Origin of the sequence: Aquimarina macrocephali JAMB N27, from assembly GCF_000520995.1 — a bacterium.
Lineage (GTDB): Bacteria > Bacteroidota > Bacteroidia > Flavobacteriales > Flavobacteriaceae > Aquimarina > Aquimarina macrocephali.
The window spans coordinates 26,825-45,874 of sequence record NZ_JACA01000049.1; the positions used below are offsets into that span (position 1 = coordinate 26,825).

Here is a 19,050-nt window from a genome sequence, read left to right on the forward strand (position 1 = left end):
AATATTCAATTTTAGATGTTAAGAAAGAAGTAACTAAAAACCGTTTTAATAATTTTTATACATTGGTGGCAATAGTTTTTTCAATGCAAATTCCAGAACAGCATCATTACTCTCTAGAATATCTTGTATAGAGTTTGATACATTATAATCCGGGACAACGCTTCTTTTCTGGATATGTTCATCTATAGTATACTCTGCATGTAGTAAAGGTAAATAGATTGCTGTTTCAGTATGATCTCCTTTGATAGAAATTTGACGCACACCGTTGCTAATACCTGCATATCCATAGGTTTCTGTTCCAATGAAGTTTGCATTTGTATATTCCTTTAGTAAGCCTGCAGCAATACCAGCAGCTGAAGTTGTACCGCCATTGATCAGAACAATCAGCCTTCCTTTATAACGATACTCTTCAATTGGATCGTAATTCATCAAATCACGTAGTGATTCATATTTTGTTACCTTGAAAGTGCCATCCTTTTTTCGCTTTAATCCAAAAGATTCATCCAAATTAGATGAGTTGCCAGTTATTTCCAAAAAGTACTTATCATCTACCAAAGTCACTATCTCTTTTGCAGGAGTGATGGGTTGGTTAATAAAATATTGAAGCAAGTAAGCTGCATTACTTCCTTTTCCACCTCCATTGTTTCTTAAATCGATTATTAAGTTTTTAATATTTTTATCAGAAATTTTTTTGAAACATTGTTTGTAAAAATCAGGATAAGTGTTCTCGGGTTCATCAAAACCATCTTTTATAAATCGGCTTATTTTCAGATAAGCATAATTTTCTTCCTTATTTATCTCAAAGTTAAATGCTTTTTCAGGCCCTGTTTCTGGGAGATATTTCTTAGATTCTCTAGTTTCATAAACCTCTTTTGAAACTGCTTCAATTTTTGTTTTTATAATTTTCTTGGTTTTATAGTCTCTATACACAAGGTTATATGTAGGTTGTTCCCCAAATATCTCGGGATAGAGTCTGTAGAATGGTTTGTATGGCCCTCCTAACCAGTGTTGCATACCACTTTGACTTTTACCATCAGAAGAATAATGTGCTAAAATGTCAAAAATAATTTCATTACTCAAGTTGCTATCAATAGATAGGATTTCGGACCCTTCGGCAATTTCTAGAGCGCTTAGATTTTTCACTATAAAAATGCGTTCATCCTTAATATATACTTGAAAGGGGAATCTTTTTTGACTATTGATAACACTTCCGAGTTTGCCGAATGTATATGCTTGCGTATGCCCATCATGTATATTCGCTATCAATTGAAGAACAATTCTATAAAATATCTTGGCTTCCATTGGTTTGGAAGTTCGCAACATTAAATCGTTCATCATTTGATTAAACTCTTCACGGTTTTGATGCGTATAAGTTCCAGGGTGAGCTTTGATGAGTGCCATTTTAAATTTCTCTAGGTCAGCTTGCATTTGTTCAGGTTGATAAACCATGGACTCCTGTGCTCTTCCTGTAACCATATACATACTCAAGAAACTTATCAGTACTAACCAATACATCCTATCCATTTTTATTGCTTTAATAATAATTGAAAAACTCTTAAAATAGTTTGACGTTATAGATTAATTATCAGGTTATTGAGATAATAGGGAATGGAATTAATAACCATTCCCGTCTTTTGATTGATTAAATCTTGGCTAGCTTACTATAAATATTTAAAAATGAATTTTGATTCTGATGGCTTGTTCTAGCGAAATATCTTTGTCCTGTTCTTTTAAGGATTTTATAAACTCTGGTGTAACATTATGAATTTTAAGACTCTTTGCTTGGTCAGCTGTTATATTTTTAAATCCTATATCTTTAAAAGATTGTACAAACTCTGGAGTGACCCTATGAATTTTAAATGACATGATATCATCTAGCGGAAGATCACCGAATTGTGTCTTTTTAAACTCCTTAATATATTCTGGAGATACATTATGAATTTTAAGAGATATTAACTTGCTTATAGAAATATTAGAATACCCTATTTTTATATATTCTGAAGCAGCATTAGGAGATACGTTGTGTATTTTTAATGATTTAGCTTCATCTAAAGAGATATTTTTATATCCAGCTTTTTTAAACGAATCAATAAAATCAGGTGTCACACTATGAATTTTTAAAGCTACTATATCATCCAAAGGAATGTTATTGTAGCCAGCCTTATTGAACATTTTGATAAATTCTGGCGTTACATTGTGTATTTTTAATTTGATGATATCATCAATAGGTACATTGTCATAACCAAGTTGTTTAAATTGTCTAATAAAATCATTTGGCGTTTGTTGATCATCTTGTGAGGCACCACGGCTATTGGTAGAACTCGATAGCGTATTTTGATTCCTTTTATTTTTAGTAGAAGAAAAGCCTTTAGCTGTTTTTACCTGGCCCGGTGTGATATCATGAATCTTTAATTTTATAGCTTCTTGTAACGAAATATTTTTTTGCCCAGCTTTTTTATATGCCTTTATAAGTTCTGGAGTTACCCCATGAATTTTGAGTTTCTTTGCCTCCTGTAAAGTAATATTGGGATATCCAGCTTTCTTAAAATTATTTATATATGCCGGAGTTACATTATGAATTTTAAGGTTTTTGGCTTCTCTTACAGTAATATTTGTATGTCCGGCCTTTTTAAATGATTCAATAAAATCTGGAGTCACATCGTGAATTTTTAATTTCACATAATCATCAAGAGATAGGTTACCATAACCGTTATTTTGATATGATTTAATAAATTCAGAGGATACATTATGGATTTTAGCTTTTGTAATCTTTTTTAAGGATGTTTTATTACCATTTAATGTATTGATGAATGAAATATAGGCAACATCAACATCAAACAAATTAAGTTTACTAACCTCTTCCATGGTATAATTCTCATAGCCTAATCTGGCAAGTTCTTTTCGATACATTTTTAGCTTATCAAGCGGAAGTGATTTATGAATAATATCTTCAAAATCATCTTGATCGATTTTTAGATTTTCACGCTTCAGATAACTAAGGTAATTGTTGTCAAAACCAGTAAGGAAACAATGAATTAAATCTTTGTTGTCTACTCGTAACCCATAGGCTTTAAGTGATTTAATAAAAGCTTCGTTAGGAACAAAAGTATACCTTCCATCACCAATTTTGTTATCAAACTGACCAACATAAGTTATAGTTCCTGCATCTTTGGTAATTTTAAATTGTTGTCGATCTCCAGTAGGGAAATCTTTAAAATAAATTGGATCATAACATCTTGTCATAGACCAGAAATTTCGTTTAAGAGGCTCAGCACTTCGGTACATAATACATAATTTACCTCCTCCAACTTCGGCATCCCAAACTCCTTTGGTAAAGTCATTCTGAGCGCTGGATGATATAGATTCGTTTCTAAAATCTACAGTCGGATCCATAGATTCTTTATCATAATTTACCAGTATTTCATTTGGCTTTACCGGATTAAAAGAAAACACGGTGATGGCGAGTAGAGGAATAATGATTAGGTATTTCCACCCTGATTTTGATGTTGATTTTTTAGAATTCATCATGAGTATTCGTTTTTTGAGAAATGATTGATTGTAACTTGTCGCCAAACCTGTTGGCATATTTGGGGTGGAGACTTTTAGAAGGTTCATTTGGTAAACTTCTCTGTCCTCACCTATATTAAGCATGTTATTGTCGGTTAGGTATTCTAGATTATTATCGATGGCTCTGCGGTATAACCAGGCAAAAGGATTAAACCACTGCGTCATCACCAATAACTCAACTAATAACATATCGATACTATGTTTACCTTTAATATGTACTTGTTCGTGTTTTAGGATTTGTAAATACGTATCAGGATTGTATTGACTTGGATTCATAAATATCCGGTTCCAAAACGAGTAAGGAGCATGTTTTTTATCGGTTTCTACAATTTTATAATCATCAACTTCTACGGTAGGGTATTTAGAAATACGATATAATAGAACTCCCAATTGAATGATGAAATGAACACCAAATACCAATATGCCTAACACATATATGTATAGTAGAATTGATCCCCAATCTAAAGATTTACTAACCGAAATAGTACTAATGCCAGAAGTATCTATAGTTGATGTGTCTTCAATTTTTGTACTTACTTCTGGTGTTTTATGGTCTGTAATTAGAGAATTTGATGGTTGCATTTCTGCTTCTTGAAATAGAGCACTTTTAAATGATAAACTTTCAGGAATCGTAATAAAAGGTAAAGTGAACGAAAGTATCACCAATGATAATAATACCCATCTGTTTAAATGGTAAAAGGTCTCTTTGGAAAGAAAAAATCTATATATAATATATGATAATCCTATTAATGCCGAGCTATGTATGATATAGTCCATTATTTCTTGTTTTTTATCAGTTGAATTATTTCCTCTAATTCGTCGGTATTTATTTTCTCTTCTTTGGCAAAGAATTTAACCAAAGCCAAAGGAGAATTGTCAAAGTAATTGTTCATTACTTCGCCCAAGACTTCCTTTTGGTACTCATCTTTTGATACTAAGGGGTAATATTGAAAGCTGTTTCCGTAAGCTACATGACTTATAAACCCTTTTTCTTCTAAAATTTTTACAATAGTAGCAGTAGTATTATAATGTGGTTTAGGATCAGAAAGTTCTTCTATGATCTCTTTTATAAATGCTTTTTCCAACTTCCACAGACTTTGCATAATCTGTTCTTCTCTTTTGGCTAATTTTTGCATAGTATCAATTTTATAAAGCAAACCTACTACTAATCTTTTAGTTTTGCAACTAATTAATTAGTAGTTCGACTAATTGATTAGTTGTATTGGTGTGTTATCTATTGATTCTAAAGGGTTTTCTAAAAGGTGTTAAAAAAATGATAATATGTTTTAAAAGAATAGATTCCTAAAATTTATAGCACCATCAGAAAGATAAAAGTGGTATTACAGTTCTTTTAAAAACAAAAAGAAGATTGAAATTAAAAGATAAAAGGACAAAACAGAAAGTTCAAAAACAGGCAAAGCAAGCTAAAATCTGATCTAGGAAATTTACCAATTTTCGTAATTGGTTATCTATTTACTAATGGTAAAATAGAAGGTAGTTCCTTTCCCTATTTCACTTTCTAACCAAATTTTTCCTTTTAGTATTTTAATAACCTTTTTTACTATTGATAATCCAATGCCAGTAGATTTCTGAGTCTTCTTTAATGATTGAAAAGCATTAAATATTTTATTGAAATACCTTTTGTCGATACCGATTCCGTTATCTGCTATAGTAAATTGATGCTCATTTTCTAATTCAGTATAGTTAATTGTTATGCAGCCCACTTCTTTATCATTGTACTTTATAGCATTGGTAATTAAATTTTGAAATACTTGTTTGATTTTTGTTTTGTCTGCGTAAAGCCTATTGGGCATTTTTTCTATTTTAATTATTATATTCTTAGGAACATTTATAACCTCAATGATATTATTCAATAATTTATCGATGTTTATCAAGCTTCTTTTAGTTATGTTTTGTTCAATACTTGAATACTCTAATACATCGTTTATGAGTTGTTCCATGTGTTCTAAGGATAATCCTATTTGTTGTATGTTTCCTAACGTAGTTTTATCCAATTTGTTAATATTATCTTCTTTAACCCATTCAATAAGGGTTGATATGTTTCTTAAAGGGGATTTTAAATCATGAGAAACAATGTGTGCGTATTCTTCTAAACTTTTATTTTTGTTTTTTAACTGGCTATTAAGTTGTTTATATATTCTCTCGGTTTCAATTTTTTTCTCAAGTCTAACAGCATTATTTAATTGTTTTGCAATTACTCTAGAAATGTTCATTAGGGTTAACAAGTTGTCGTAGGTATAATAGTTTTTTTCTTTATGCTCAGAATCAATAATACCTATTACCTGGCCATTTACTACAATAGGTACAACAATTTCTGAGTAATTAAACTCAATGTCTTCTATGTATCTTTCATCTTTAGAAGTATCATGAATCAATTCTGGAATCCCTGTCATGGCAACCGTTCCTACAATACCTTCACCAATAGGAATCACGAGTTGGTTGATGATTTTCTTATCATTTACCTTATTGCCAAAAGCTGCTAGTTGTTCGATTGATTTACCATCTTCTTTAATAAGGTAAATCACACAATCTTCGCATTTGAGGTAGTAACTAATATTTACAACAACTTCCCAGGCGATATCATAATAGTTGGTTTTACCTAAAATTGATTTTGCTATGGTGTTTATAACATAATCCGATTCAATTTCACTTTTAGAATAAAGTGTATGGCAAGAAGACTTTTCTTTTAGAATTTTATAGGCGTTTATTCGTATTTGCTCCTCATTATCAATGATTCTATTTGTATTTTTTTTAATCATTATGATTAGGGTTTTAGTTTTTTGTTTACTTTACAAAGTAGTTATTGATTGCGCAAACGATAATTTATTAATCATTTTAAATTAATTTATATCTTTTGATCTTGTTAAAATTATCGATAAAACAGATGTTTATATAGTTGAATAGCGATTTAGTATCGATTATTGAAAAATGATAAATATCTAAGAAGAGGGTTTTTAATGACTATTTAAAAGCAGAACTAAAGCCAAATTTTACGTTATTCTTAAAAAGACATTGTAAGACTGAAGAATTAGAAAAGGGTTATGAGAAAATGTAGTCGGGCTGAGTACAAACTTTTCTTCTTCTCTGAAGCAAAAAGGCTAATTTTATTTTTCAGTACATTCAAATTACAATAGTATGACTTCTACTTTTTTTTAGAGTATAAGAGGCAAATATCTATTCTAACAATAACTGTAATTCATCACGATTGAGTAGTTCGGGAGTATATTCTGTTACAATCCCATAATTAAAAAATGAACTTTTCATCTTAGTACTATCTTCAATTAGATCAAATATGTTGGTGTAAAAACGTTCAACTTTACCATCTTTAGTATTCATGATAAACGATGAGGCAGTAGTGATAAATTCATCTTCCTGATATTCTTTTAACCTTAATAGTTTGAATTCGATCAAGGGTGCAATTGATGTGATATTCGCTAACTTAATTGGTTTGGAATATGAAGTGCAATCAAAACAAACTATTAATTTTTTCTGATTTGATTTTAGTTGATAAGAGATAGTAATTTCTGTATTGACCAGTTTTTCAAAACCGTCCATATCTACAAATGCCAAGGTGTCATTAGTACTTGTTTTAGCAGTGAGAACCGTTGTAAGGTAATCATCGGGCATGATTAAAACTTCTTCAACAGATAAAACGGTTGCTTTTATAGTATTAATTTTACCATCCTGATTATGAGTAGAAGCAATCTCATTGCTGTTTTTTGATTGGCTAATAGCTTCTTTTGAATTTTTATTAGTGTTACATGAGAGGCAACAAATCAAAATAGTAAATAAAAGAAGGGTATTTGCTTTCACAATATTTGTTTTATAGAGCACATAATTTATTATAAATGTAATACATAAATGTTATGCAAGAGTACACTGTTTTCAGGGGAAATGTTGTTATGGATATTTTAATATTAAGAAAACGGAAGATTCCCTAAATCTACGTTACCTCCCGAGAGGATAACTCCAACTTTTTTACCATTAAAACGTTCTTTATTATGAAGTAAAGCTGCAAAAGAAACAGCAGAAGATGGTTCTACAACGATTTTCATACGTTCCCATATCAATTTCATTGCTGTAATAATTTCTTGTTCTTCAACTCTAATGATTTCTGAAACATATTTTTGAAGAATAGGGAAATTAACATCTCCTAGCTGTGTTTTGAGTCCGTCTGCAATAGTATTTATGGTTTCATTAGTTTCAATTTTACCACTTTGTAAAGACCTATATGCATCATCAACTTCATAAGGTTCGCCTCCTATCACCATACATTGATTTCCATAGAAGTGAGCTGCCAAAGCAGTTCCTGCAATAAGTCCACCGCCGCCAACCGGAGTAAAAAGATATTCGAGATCTGGGTATTCTTCTAATAGCTCCAGGGCAGCAGTACCCTGACCTAAAATCACATTTAGATTATTAGAAGGGTGTAAAAATGTGGCTCCTTTTTCTTGTTGAATTTGGATAGCAGTTCGTTCTCGATCTTCAAGAGTAGGAGGGCATTCAATGATTTCACCTCCATATCCTTTTACTGCATCTTTTTTAACCTGTGGAGCATTAGATGGCATTACGATATAGGCTTTGATCCCTATACTTTGTGCAGCTAACGACAGAGCTTGAGCAAAATTACCAGAAGAATGTGTCACCACGCCTTTAGATTTTTGATCCTCGGATAATTTTAAAATGGCATGAGTAGCACCTCTCATCTTGAATGCTCCCATACGCTGAAAGTTTTCGCATTTAAAATATAACTCTGCTCCAGAAATCTCATTAAGCAACCTCGAAGTAAGTACAGGGGTTTTGTGGATATATGGAGTAATGCTCTGATGGCAGTCTTTTAGCTCTTGTTTAGTCATTTTGATGTAATATTAATATAGAAGCCTATAATTATAATTTTATTGAATTAGCAAAAATAGATATTGTAATTTTTAACCTTTATCTCTTGATTTTTTCTTCCCGATTAGCAGTGTATTGGTTCCTTGAACCCGATTGTATTGTGAAAATTCGATATCAGGTTTAACTATGGATTTAAGAGATTCAATTTTGATATTTTCCTTCAAATTGATTCCGGCATTAAACACGATTTGTCCATCAGGTTTTAATAAGGTAATAAGGTTTTTCCAGAATTGGCTTTCATAAAACTTTTCAGGAACTTGATTATCAATAAAAATATCGATGATTATAATTTCAAATTGCGATACACAATGATCGACATATAAAAAAGCATCTTCACAATTGATTTCGAGATTGTGGTTACCGGTTATATTAAACTCGTTTTTAGCGATTTCAATAATTATTTCGTCAATTTCTACAGCCGTAATTTTTCCTTGATGATCAAATGTATTCCTAAGGGTTTCTATTATACTCCCACCGCCAAGTCCTAGTAAAAGAATTTCACTATTGGTAGAAATATCTATTTGCGAAAGTCCGTAGCTAAGTAATTTTTGTAACGATCCATAGGAGTAATTTGCATTTTGGCTATCCAGTACTTTTTTACCGTTCATCCATGTGAGCTCTAACGTTCCGTTAATTTTTGAAGGAACTTCTTTGGTAAATGGCCATAGATAACTTAATAATCTCTTCATGTACTTTTGTGCGCAAAAAAATGGGTTGTTTAATTTTCTTACAGTTGGTATTATTTTAATTAGGCATACGTACTTAATGCTGTAGTACCAGCTTCGGCTACGGCATGATCGTTTTCTATGCTGCTACCACTTACTCCAATTGCCCCTATTATATCTCCCGAATTGTTTTTAATAGGAACACCGCCAGGAAAAGTAATTAATCCACCATTAGAATGTTCTATATTGAATAGAGGACCTCCCGGTTGTGAAAGCTCTCCAATAACACCAGTGTTTTTACCAAAAAGACAGGCAGTTCTCGCTTTCTTAATTGAAATATCTGTGGAGCCTAACCATGCTTGATCCATACGAGCGAAGGCAATAAGATTTGCCCCAGAATCTACTATTGCGATATTCATTTGGGTATGTATAGCTATTGCTTTTTCTTTTGCAGCGACAATAATTTTCTCGGCTTGTTCTAGAGTAATGTTCATTATTTTTTTGTTTGTAAAATTGTGATTCAAAAGTAACGTTAACTATTTAATTTCATGATGTTTTTAACACAGATCAATAAACTTTATAATTTTGGAAAGAAGAGATTATTATACTCAATTCAATTACTATTGGTTAAAAGTCTTACTCAATAAATTTCTGCTTTTACTCCATGAAGTATAACGATATTCTCTATTTTTTGAAGCACTTTCTCTGTTTTTTAAGTTTAAGTGTGTTTTGTCTACCTGTTTACTTCGGTACCCCAAAAGATGAAAAAATTGTTTTGTGAAGAAACGAGCAATCTTAAGATTAACTGTAAGCTCATTTTTTTTATTTGAAGCCCAATGAATACCCGGAAGAATAGTAATTATATTATCAAAATGTGCTTTACGAAGGATTGTTGACAGCTTTAAAAATATCGGATGTACACTATGAATTGCAAAAAAACCATCATTACCTTGATTTTGATATAGCGGCATGAATATCCTGCCATTTTTTGAAGCTGTTATTATTTTTCCATTACTATGAGCAAGTTGTTCTCCTTTTAGGATATGCTGAAAATTGACAAATCCGGGTTTCATTTTAAAGACTTCGTCTTCTTTAATTTGGTAACGCCAATAGATTTCATAAATTCCCATAGGAGTTTCTGAAGCTTTAAGTAGAAGATTGTAATGATAATTATAACTAATATCTGTTTTTGTGATACTATTAGCAAAAATCATAGTAAGGTAGATAAATGAAATATGATTTTGAATTGCAGCCGGATCGTCATGTTGTCCACCTTCAAAACCAAAAGACACATATCCTAATTCATTAATATAACTTAGTAATGGGCCATCAAGATATTCTTCTATACCTAATATCATGGGTATGGGATATTGCATGGTATATTTTCTATTTAGCAAGCTATCGTTTACTGTAAGAAAAGGTATCGTTTTGCTTGAGGTTGTATGAAGATCCATAAAATAAAATGGGCCATTTTCAATATTAAGTATTTTTTTGATAATGTGATAGATATCACGTTGTTGTTCTATATCTGTATTTGTGTCAAAATCATTGTGTTGCTCAGACAAGTCTTTAACTCTATCGATGTTCCACAAACGATTTAGATCTTCTTTTTGGTATCTTTCACCTCTTGCTAATGCAGGTAGGTTGCCACTTATTGCGTAAATATTTCCCTTTATATTTATCTTCTTGTTTTTTATAACGTTTAATACCTTGTGTAGTGCAAATATTCCGGCAGGTTCATTGCCATGAATACCCGCAATAAAAATAAGAGTAGGGCCAGGTTGTGATCCTTTTATATGTCCTATTATACGTTCAATTTCAATAAACTGATCTAGTGCTTTACTATAAACTTTTACCATGGTCGAATACTATTATGTCTTTTATAGTAATAATCCCTACGAGCTCTTGTTTTTGAACCACAGGGAGACAGCCAATCTCATGTTTCTTCATCATTTGAATAGCTTTTAATATGGTAGTTTTTGGCTGAACCGTTATTACTTTTTTAATCATAATGTCGGATACAATACAGTTATCGTTATTTTTTTTCTGATCCTGAATATTTTTTACATGATTCCAGGTTAATAACCCACAAAGTTTTCCAGGTTTATTTTCTACAGGAACATGATGAATATTTTTCCATTTCATTATGCTTGTAGCCAGGTTTGCCAAATCGCATTTGTCAACAGTAAACAATTTGGTAGACATGATATGTCCAACCAATGATGCTTCTTTGTGTTTTCTTGATGGTTTAGTTTTGAGTATTGGCCATTCATGACCTGGTAATTCACTCTGCTGATTTTGATATATGGTTTCGGTTAATGTTCTTAGCGCATCATCCCTTTTCATGTTTTTTTGAAATGAACGATAGCTTCTGATGTTCCAGTCTGATGCGGTGATACCTTTTGCTCGTTTTTCTATGATTTGCAAAAATCGCTCTATATCATTAGTATCTACATTCGCCTTTTCTAAACCAGAATGAGCTATAGGTAATAGTTCTTTTATTACCAGATCTTGGATAGAAATAGGATTCCCCATCCAATTTAAAATGGCATCTTTTCCGCTTCGGGCTGCTTTTATAAAATTTCCTTTAGCGTCTCTGAAATCCATGCATTTTGGCATATCATTAAACTTTGATGGACGCCCAATCATCAACCCGGCCCAGAAAGCAAAATTTGCAATTTCATCAAGAGTAGTAGGTCCTGATGGAATATAACGATTTTCGATTCTAACATGAGCTTTTCCTCCTCCAACACCATAACAAGGACGATTCCATCGATATACAGTACCATTGTGTAAGGAAAGTGCTTGTAATTTTGGGATATTCCCTTTTTTTAATTCTGAAAGTGAATTTGCAGTTATATCGCGTGATAAAACAACTTTGTGCTGTGCAATATCATTTTTAAAAATCTCTACAACAGATCCTGATGCCCATTCATTACTAAAGCTTACTCTGGCTCTACGGTCTTTTAAAGCATAAGAAGAGCTTCTGATATCCATACTCTGGCGAAACAATGCAATTCGGGTTTCACTCCACAACTCTCTTCCAAATAGTAAAGGTGAATTTGTACATAGCCCAAGAACAGGGGCCGATATTGCCTGCGCCCAATTATAGCTAGAAACAAAATCCTGAGGAGGAATCTGAAGATGCATTTGGAAACTGGTATTGCAAGCTTCAAAAAGTACAGATTTATGATGTATACTCAATTCATCCACATTTCTAATATGAAGCTCAAAATCTGTGCCTCTTTGAGTTCTCAGGATATCATTCAAAGCAGAATATCTAGGGTTAGAGGTCATATATTCTAATTCTAGATGACGCTTTCTAATAGTTGGTAAAATACCAGTAAGTACTATTTTGGTATCAAATTGAGCGGCTGTGATTTTAGCTTTGGTAAGTAATCGGTTTAATTCATTTTCAACTGTAGAAAAACAATCTTTCTTAAGTTCTAAAGGATCCAGGTTGATCTCCAGATTATATTTAGCCAATTCTGTTGTAAAATGAGTATCATTAATTGCTCTTAGAATTTCTTCTGCATTTTTTGCAGGTCTCCAATTATTATTAACGAGACAAAATTCTTGTTCTGCACCGATACGAACAATATCTTTCTCGATTAAATCTTGCTCTATCATGATTTCCAGAGCTTTGATATCATCAAGTAAATGTTTTATAAATTCGGCTCGGTTTTTTTGATCAGTACTACTATGAACATTGTGCTCTCCCATAATAATGCGTATTGTGATTATAGTGAATATTACAGATATTGTACTCACTATAATTAATTATAAAAAGATACCGATATGATCTTATGATCAGCGGTGGTTTTAAAAATATTGACTTTTTTAGTAAAAAAAAATGCGATTTGTCATAGTTCTTTATTTTTTTACGATTAATAGTGAAGAAATGATTTATAAAAAATAGAAGAAATATAAAAATAAAACAGAGAGAGTTTATCTATATAGCATCAAACCAGATTAATGTTTTGGCCCAAAGGGTATGCTTAAATTTTCTGCTAAAAAAACCAAAATGACCTATTTTGTCTATAGGAATTTCATGGAGTTGTATCATTTTGATTTCTTTATCCGATTTTTCAAATAGATCATGTATTCTGGTAATGGCAGGCCTTGTTCCTATAGGATCATCCTCTACACCAAGAGTTAGAAGTTTTGATGTACAGGTATTATAATAAAAGGTAATGCCAATAGCTTCCATTTGCTTTTTCATATCAGCATGTCGTCTTCTATTATTCCATTGCTCGATTACACCTTTAGGAACATCTTCTAATAACCCTAATTTTTTTCCAGGAAAATAACCAAATAAATTTGTAAGCATAGGAAAAATAATATGCCATAAAAAGTAGATTTTAGTTCTTTGATTCTTAGACCAATCCTTATAATATGCCGTCTGTGCTCCAATATTGATAATTCCACTAATCTCATCACTTTTTTCGGTCATTCCTATAATTGTCCCTCCGATGCTATGACCTAGGGTTACTATTTTGTGATTTGGAAACTCTTTTTTAGCATAATCAATCACTCCAGAAAAATCTTTTTGCCCCCAATCTGTAAAAGAAGCCTTAAAACCACTAAGTTTTTTGGGCCTTGAGCCTGCTATCCCTCTATAATCATAAGTAATTACCTGATACCCATTTTTTGCCATGTAAGTGGCGTAGTGATGATATAATTTTTTGTCTACAGCTGTAGCAGAATTTATAATTAACACTTTGTTTTTATCGGCGATTCCCTCAGAAGGGTAAACCTTTCCTGATAAGGAATAATCATCTATGGCAGGAATACTAATCATTTGCAAGGGTTTTGTTGATGTAATGTTATAGTTTTTGTGTTAATATCGCTGTAATTGTTTTAATACCTTCAATATAATTACCAAGCCTGATATTTTCATTAGGGCTATGTTGATTATTATCCTTGTTTACTGTGGGCACAATAACAGCAGGAATATTTAGGGTATTTACAAATGGTGAAATAGGAATAGAACCTCCACCAGTACGAATTTGTACAGGAGCTTTACCAAAAGCTCTTGTCATTGCCTTTCTTAACCATTTTCCAATTTCAGTATTAAAATCGGTTCTAAAAGCATCGTAAGCAATTTGATAGTTAAAACGAATGATTTTTGGATATTTCATCCTCTCATCTTCAGTAGGGGTGGTATCTATAATATGATATCCCTGATCTAAAATGTGTTGTTTTACCATATCAACCATATGTTGTGCATTGGTTTCTTTAACAAGTCTTATGTTCATTTCTGCGATAGCACTAGAGGGTATTATTGTTCGTCTTTTAGTACCTACCCAGCCTGATTGTATTCCCAAAATACCTAAAGACGGATATTGTATAGATTCTTGATATGTATCTGCAATATTATCTATTGAAGCGATTCCTAATTTTTTCCTAATTGTCTTTTCGTCGTCGGGAACTTGGTTTAGGATTTTTTTTGTTTCTTCCGATATTTCAATACCATCATACCAACCTGATATTGAAACTCTTCCGTCTTCTTGCATCATCGATCCTAATAGTTGAGAAAGACGTAATGCCGGATTGGGCACATAGTTACCATAATGACCACTATGTTGTGGTGCTCTGGGACCAAAAACCTCGAGGGATAATGTCGTTATTCCTCTTGCTCCATATGCCAGTGTAGGTTGATTAGAAATATGCCTGGGACCATCAAAAATGACAAGCATATCCGAAGCTAATTCCTTTTTGTAATCTATTACAGCTTTGGGTAATCTGGGAGAACTAATTTCTTCCTCAAAATCCATAATGACTTTAATGTTGTAGTTAGGTTCATACTTAAAATCGTTAATAATATCCATTGCTTTAAGAAACATAACAACCGGTCCTTTGGCATCAGATGTTGATCTGGCAAAAATTCTCCAGTCAGGATTAATTTCACCATTTAATTTATCCAATGGGATAGTGTTCCATTTTTCAACATTATCTTGTTCTTTTAGTACCGCTTTATATGGATTTTCCTGAAACCATTTGGTAGTATCAACAGGTTGGCCATCTACTTGAAGGTAAACTAATACTGTTTTCTTAGCATCTTTATGTTGTCTACCGGCTAATAGTAAGGGGATTTTTTCTGTTGAGAGGCGTTTGGATGTAAATCCACGATCTTTAAATGCTTTTTCACACCACTTTATATTTTTTTCTATGTCTTTTGGATAATGAGCGTCATTAGGTAAACTCAAAAGCTCAACTAATTCATTAAAAGAAGTCTTGGCATATGTAAGTGATAGTTTATCCAGTTCACTGTCTTGTAACTGTTGTGCAGTAGAGGAGAAGATGAAAAAAAGCAGAGTGGTTGTAATGATACATCGAGTCATAATCATATGTGTTGAAGGGTTACACCAATTTAACTATAAAATATAGCATTCAATCTCGCTCATTTTCGGTTCTATTTTCTTGTTCACAATCTATGGTTATACAAATTAATCACAGCAGCTTAGAACAAAAAAGCAACTTCGTTTTCTGTACGACATTTTATAGTTAAATTGGTATTAGGTGTTACCGGTAATTGTAAATGTATATAAAAGATTAGAATAGCTATTTTTATTTTAAATAACCTTAACAAGTTTTCTTATATTGGATTCAAATTAAACCATTTAGGCTATGCATACTCATAAGTTAATCCTGATTTCTTCTTTAATACTAGTGTTGTGTTTCTCTTGTAAAAAACAAAAAACAACTGATGTGATAAAAGAGAAAGAAAAGTCTGCCGTAGAACGAGTAGATAAAAAAGAGGCTATTACATCGCTTTCGCAAAAAATGAGCAATCAATATGAGAAAGCAAAACAGGATTTCCTGGCAGATTCGGATGATATAGATAATATTATTTGGTACGGAAGAAGAACTGCATATTTAGGGAAGTATAAAGAAGCTATAGAAATTTATTCTAATGGAATTAAAAAGTACCCTAATGAAGCTCGATTATATAGACATAGAGGACATCGTTATGTTTCAATACGAGAATTTGATAAAGCAATACATGATTTAGAGTTTGCAACGACATTGATAGAAGGAAAGGAAAACAATATTGAACTTGATGGATTACCTAATGCAATGAATATTCCTGTAAGTAGTTTACATGGAAACATATGGTATCACCTGGGCTTAGCATATTATTTAAAAAACGATATGAAAAAAGCGTATCACGCTTATCTTAATTGTAGAAATTTAAAATCTAATGATGATAATACAGTCTCGAGTACAAACTGGTTATACATGATCCAAAGAAGAATGGGAAATGAAGATCTTGCAAGAGAGCTATTAGATTCGATAACAAATGATATGACGATTATCGAAAACACAAGCTATTATAATCTTTGTAGATTCTATAAAGAGAGGATTACAATCGATTCGTTACATACAGGAAAAGATGCACCTCAGGATGATGCAACTCGGTATGGGATTGCTAATTGGTTTTTGTATAATGGGAACAAAGAGAAAGCAAGAGTACTTTTACAGGAAATTCTGGAAGGAAAATCACGAAGTTCTTTTGGATATATTGCAGCAGAATCTGATTTTTCCAGGTATTTTGGGGAGTAAATGTTACTTTTTTAAGAAGCTAAGAAACTATTTCTGATACTCATTAAAAATAAAAGTCCAATCCTATTAATAGGATTGGACTTTTAAATATAAGTAATTATTTATGATCTTAGTTATTCAACATCACTGGCATTACCAGCATGGTTACGTGCTCTCCTTCATCTAATCCATCGATTGGAGTAAGAATCCCTGCTCTATTAGGTAATGACATTTCTAGTTGTACTTCACCTGCATTAAGATTGTTAAGCATTTCGCTTAAAAAGCGAGAGTTAAAACCAATTTGCATATCATCACCTTGGTAATCACATGTTAAACGTTCTTCTGCTTTGTTAGAATAATCGATATCTTCTGCAGATATATTTAGTTCTGCTCCGGCAATCTTTAATCTAATCTGATGTGTTGTTTTATTAGAGAAAATAGAAACTCTACGTACAGAATTTAAAAATTGAGTACGGGCTATAGTTAATTTATTAGGGTTCTCTTTTGGTATTACCGCTTCATAATTAGGGTATTTACCATCAATTAACCTACAGATTAACTGTGTTTCATCAAAAGAGAATTTTGCATTCGATTCATTGTATTCGATCAATACTTCACTATCACTACCTGCTAAAATTCCTTTTAGTAAGTTCAATGGTTTTTTTGGCATAATAAATTCTGCCGCTTGAGAAGCTTTGATATCTTCTCGAGTATATTTAACTAATTTATGAGCATCGGTAGCAACAAAAGTTAAGCCTTCTGTAGAGAATTGAAAAAACACTCCACTCATTACTGGTCTTAAATCATCATTACCAGTTGCAAAAATAGTTTTGCTTACTGCTGTGGCTAGGATATCTCCAAGTAAATTTGTAGAACTGGGATCTTCTAATTCTACCGCTTTAGGAAATTCCTCACCGTTAGCATAAGCCAAGGCATACTTACCGTGATTAGAACTTATCTCTATTGTATTATTATCTGCAGCGACAAAAGTTAAAGGTTGCTCAGGAAAAGTTTTAAGCGTTTCTAACAATAATTTAGCAGGTACTGCAATAGTTCCCTGATCAGAAGATTCTACTTCTAATTTTGCAGACATGGTGGTCTCTAAATCAGAGGCAGATACAGTTAATGCATTATTGTCTAATTCGAACAAAAAGTTATCTAAAATTGGTAATGTATTGCTATTACTAATTACCCCTCCTAATACCTGTAGTTGCTTAAGTAAGTAAGAACTGGATACTATAAATTTCATCTGTTTTTCTTTATTATTTTTTGGTTGTCAGAATTTGTGCTGATACAGATCAGTATGAAATTTGCCAATAATCATTTCAACCAATCTACCGTGAGGTAGGTAAGAATCAATGTAGTTGCCATGGCTCATTTCATATATATGTGTGACTAATTACGTACAGTTTTACGCAAATATAATCGTAATCTGTTTGGGATTTGGTATTGAGAAAACCATAGTTATTAACAAACCAAAGGGAGTTATTGACTATTTTATGAATTCGGAATAATTAATTGGTGTCATCTTTCATGAGCTTATCTGTATAATGTGCTTTATGCTTGGGTTTAGCAAAGCGTTTTTGATTATAAGCTGTAGATTTTCCTTTTGGGATAGATAAACTTTGCCATTGTTCACTAGCAATCATTTTCCCGAGAAATACGATTTGCCCTATATGATACGAATAATGCGCTAATTGCCTATTAATCGCTTCGGTAATACTATGTTCTATATTACGAATATAGATAGGCTGGTTAATATTATTTTGATCGATACTTTCTAGTGCTTCAAAAAGGCATTGCCATCCATCATCCCATTTGGTTAGAAGATCTTCTTTAGATTTAATGTCGTTTTCAAATTCGGCATCACGTTGCCTCCATTGTTTTTCTCCATCTGTAGTTAAGAAGTCTGTCCACCGGGATTTCATATTACCCCAGAGATGTTTTACAATAATCGCAATACTATTACTCTCGTTGTTATATTGCCAAAAAAGCTTCTCTTCTGGAATTTGGTCTATTGTTTTTTCTCCCAGAGATTTATAATAAGCAAACTGTTTTTGGATTCCTTCTAGATATTCTGACGAGTTCATTGATGTATACTTTTACTTTAAAGATAAGGTTTTAAATGAATACTTGATTTCTAATTGTTAGAAAATAGAGTGTTTGGCTTCGAATTAGTTATCAGTGATGTACGGGTATCTATCAAGAAATATTTAAAAAGAAGAATGGAGTATATGATCCGGTCGGGAATTGTAAATAATATCATTCTTTTGGATGCTAAAATTCACCTTACTATAGAAATTGATATAGAAATAAAGGTTAATTCCTTATTTTTAAAGATATTATTGATCTTTTT

General features: G+C 32.1%; 15 protein-coding genes. 1 reads left to right on the plus strand and 14 read right to left on the minus strand.

Annotated features, from left to right (window positions below; all coding sequences use genetic code 11):
• Positions 1-45: 45 nt before the first annotated feature.
• From Z054_RS0122910 to Z054_RS0122965, 12 genes are all read right to left on the minus strand, one after another.
• Positions 46-1,524, minus strand: a complete 1,479-nt coding sequence (locus Z054_RS0122910) for a S41 family peptidase (RefSeq protein ID WP_084050550.1) — start codon at positions 1,522-1,524, stop codon at positions 46-48.
• A gap of 147 nt (positions 1,525-1,671) precedes the next feature.
• On the minus strand, positions 1,672-4,344 hold the full coding sequence (locus tag Z054_RS0122915) for a M56 family metallopeptidase (protein ID WP_024772364.1): 2,673 nt from the start codon (positions 4,342-4,344) through the stop codon (positions 1,672-1,674).
• A complete protein-coding gene (locus Z054_RS0122920; RefSeq protein WP_024772365.1) occupies positions 4,344-4,703 on the minus strand; it encodes a BlaI/MecI/CopY family transcriptional regulator in 360 nt (119 codons plus the stop codon). Before Z054_RS0122920 ends, Z054_RS0122915 begins: the two co-directional genes overlap by 1 nt.
• A gap of 333 nt (positions 4,704-5,036) precedes the next feature.
• Positions 5,037-6,347, minus strand: a complete 1,311-nt coding sequence (locus Z054_RS0122925; protein WP_024772366.1) for a sensor histidine kinase — start codon at positions 6,345-6,347, stop codon at positions 5,037-5,039.
• 415 nt (positions 6,348-6,762) lie between these two features.
• Positions 6,763-7,401: a hypothetical protein gene (locus Z054_RS0122930; RefSeq protein WP_152538655.1), complete on the minus strand. Its 639-nt coding sequence runs from the start codon at positions 7,399-7,401 to the stop codon at positions 6,763-6,765.
• A gap of 104 nt (positions 7,402-7,505) precedes the next feature.
• Complete coding sequence (locus Z054_RS0122935) at positions 7,506-8,444, minus strand: pyridoxal-phosphate dependent enzyme (protein WP_024772368.1); 939 nt, start codon at positions 8,442-8,444, stop codon at positions 7,506-7,508.
• 72 nt (positions 8,445-8,516) lie between these two features.
• On the minus strand, positions 8,517-9,173 hold the full coding sequence (locus Z054_RS0122940) for a spermine/spermidine synthase domain-containing protein (protein ID WP_024772369.1): 657 nt from the start codon (positions 9,171-9,173) through the stop codon (positions 8,517-8,519).
• 59 nt (positions 9,174-9,232) lie between these two features.
• Positions 9,233-9,643: a GlcG/HbpS family heme-binding protein gene (locus tag Z054_RS0122945; RefSeq protein WP_024772370.1), complete on the minus strand. Its 411-nt coding sequence runs from the start codon at positions 9,641-9,643 to the stop codon at positions 9,233-9,235.
• A gap of 126 nt (positions 9,644-9,769) precedes the next feature.
• Positions 9,770-11,008, minus strand: coding sequence for a succinylglutamate desuccinylase/aspartoacylase family protein (locus tag Z054_RS0122950; RefSeq protein ID WP_024772371.1), 1,239 nt, complete (start codon positions 11,006-11,008; stop codon positions 9,770-9,772).
• A complete protein-coding gene (locus Z054_RS0122955) occupies positions 10,992-12,872 on the minus strand; it encodes a CBS domain-containing protein (protein WP_024772372.1) in 1,881 nt (626 codons plus the stop codon). The genes Z054_RS0122950 and Z054_RS0122955 overlap by 17 nt, the downstream gene beginning before the upstream one ends.
• Before the next feature lie 229 nt (positions 12,873-13,101).
• Positions 13,102-13,950 (minus strand): alpha/beta hydrolase family protein, encoded by an 849-nt coding sequence (locus Z054_RS0122960; protein WP_024772373.1) that lies wholly within the window; start codon positions 13,948-13,950, stop codon positions 13,102-13,104.
• A gap of 25 nt (positions 13,951-13,975) precedes the next feature.
• The gene (locus Z054_RS0122965) at positions 13,976-15,493 is read right to left on the minus strand and encodes a M20/M25/M40 family metallo-hydrolase (protein WP_024772374.1); all 1,518 of its coding nucleotides are present in this window, start codon (positions 15,491-15,493) and stop codon (positions 13,976-13,978) included.
• Positions 15,494-15,779: 286 nt separating this feature from the next.
• On the opposite strand from Z054_RS0122965, the gene Z054_RS0122970 reads away from it, so the two are divergent.
• Positions 15,780-16,715, plus strand: a complete 936-nt coding sequence (locus Z054_RS0122970) for a tetratricopeptide repeat protein (protein WP_024772375.1) — start codon at positions 15,780-15,782, stop codon at positions 16,713-16,715.
• Between the two features lie 109 nt (positions 16,716-16,824).
• On the opposite strand, the gene dnaN is transcribed toward Z054_RS0122970, so the two are convergent.
• Together dnaN and Z054_RS0122980 are read right to left on the minus strand one after the other, a co-directional pair.
• Positions 16,825-17,943 carry a DNA polymerase III subunit beta gene (gene dnaN, locus Z054_RS0122975; protein WP_024772376.1) on the minus strand — a complete coding sequence of 373 codons (1,119 nt, stop codon included), beginning with the start codon at positions 17,941-17,943 and terminating at the stop codon, positions 16,825-16,827.
• Between the two features lie 265 nt (positions 17,944-18,208).
• Positions 18,209-18,784, minus strand: a complete 576-nt coding sequence (locus Z054_RS0122980; RefSeq protein WP_024772377.1) for a DUF1572 family protein — start codon at positions 18,782-18,784, stop codon at positions 18,209-18,211.
• Positions 18,785-19,050: the final 266 nt, after the last annotated feature.

Coding starts and splice junctions, on each gene's coding strand:
- Z054_RS0122940 (WP_024772369.1), bottom strand. CDS start 9,173: ATGAAGAGATTATTAAGTTATCTATGGCCATTTACCAAAGAAGTTCCT.
- Z054_RS0122910 (WP_084050550.1), bottom strand. CDS start 1,524: ATGGATAGGATGTATTGGTTAGTACTGATAAGTTTCTTGAGTATGTAT.
- Z054_RS0122915 (WP_024772364.1), bottom strand. CDS start 4,344: ATGGACTATATCATACATAGCTCGGCATTAATAGGATTATCATATATT.
- Z054_RS0122950 (WP_024772371.1), bottom strand. CDS start 11,008: ATGGTAAAAGTTTATAGTAAAGCACTAGATCAGTTTATTGAAATTGAA.
- Z054_RS0122955 (WP_024772372.1), bottom strand. CDS start 12,872: ATGGGAGAGCACAATGTTCATAGTAGTACTGATCAAAAAAACCGAGCC.
- Z054_RS0122920 (WP_024772365.1), bottom strand. CDS start 4,703: ATGCAAAAATTAGCCAAAAGAGAAGAACAGATTATGCAAAGTCTGTGG.
- Z054_RS0122945 (WP_024772370.1), bottom strand. CDS start 9,643: ATGAACATTACTCTAGAACAAGCCGAGAAAATTATTGTCGCTGCAAAA.
- Z054_RS0122925 (WP_024772366.1), bottom strand. CDS start 6,347: ATGATTAAAAAAAATACAAATAGAATCATTGATAATGAGGAGCAAATA.
- Z054_RS0122960 (WP_024772373.1), bottom strand. CDS start 13,950: ATGATTAGTATTCCTGCCATAGATGATTATTCCTTATCAGGAAAGGTT.
- dnaN (WP_024772376.1), bottom strand. CDS start 17,943: ATGAAATTTATAGTATCCAGTTCTTACTTACTTAAGCAACTACAGGTA.
- Z054_RS0122965 (WP_024772374.1), bottom strand. CDS start 15,493: ATGACTCGATGTATCATTACAACCACTCTGCTTTTTTTCATCTTCTCC.
- Z054_RS0122970 (WP_024772375.1), top strand. CDS start 15,780: ATGCATACTCATAAGTTAATCCTGATTTCTTCTTTAATACTAGTGTTG.
- Z054_RS0122935 (WP_024772368.1), bottom strand. CDS start 8,444: ATGACTAAACAAGAGCTAAAAGACTGCCATCAGAGCATTACTCCATAT.
- Z054_RS0122980 (WP_024772377.1), bottom strand. CDS start 18,784: ATGAACTCGTCAGAATATCTAGAAGGAATCCAAAAACAGTTTGCTTAT.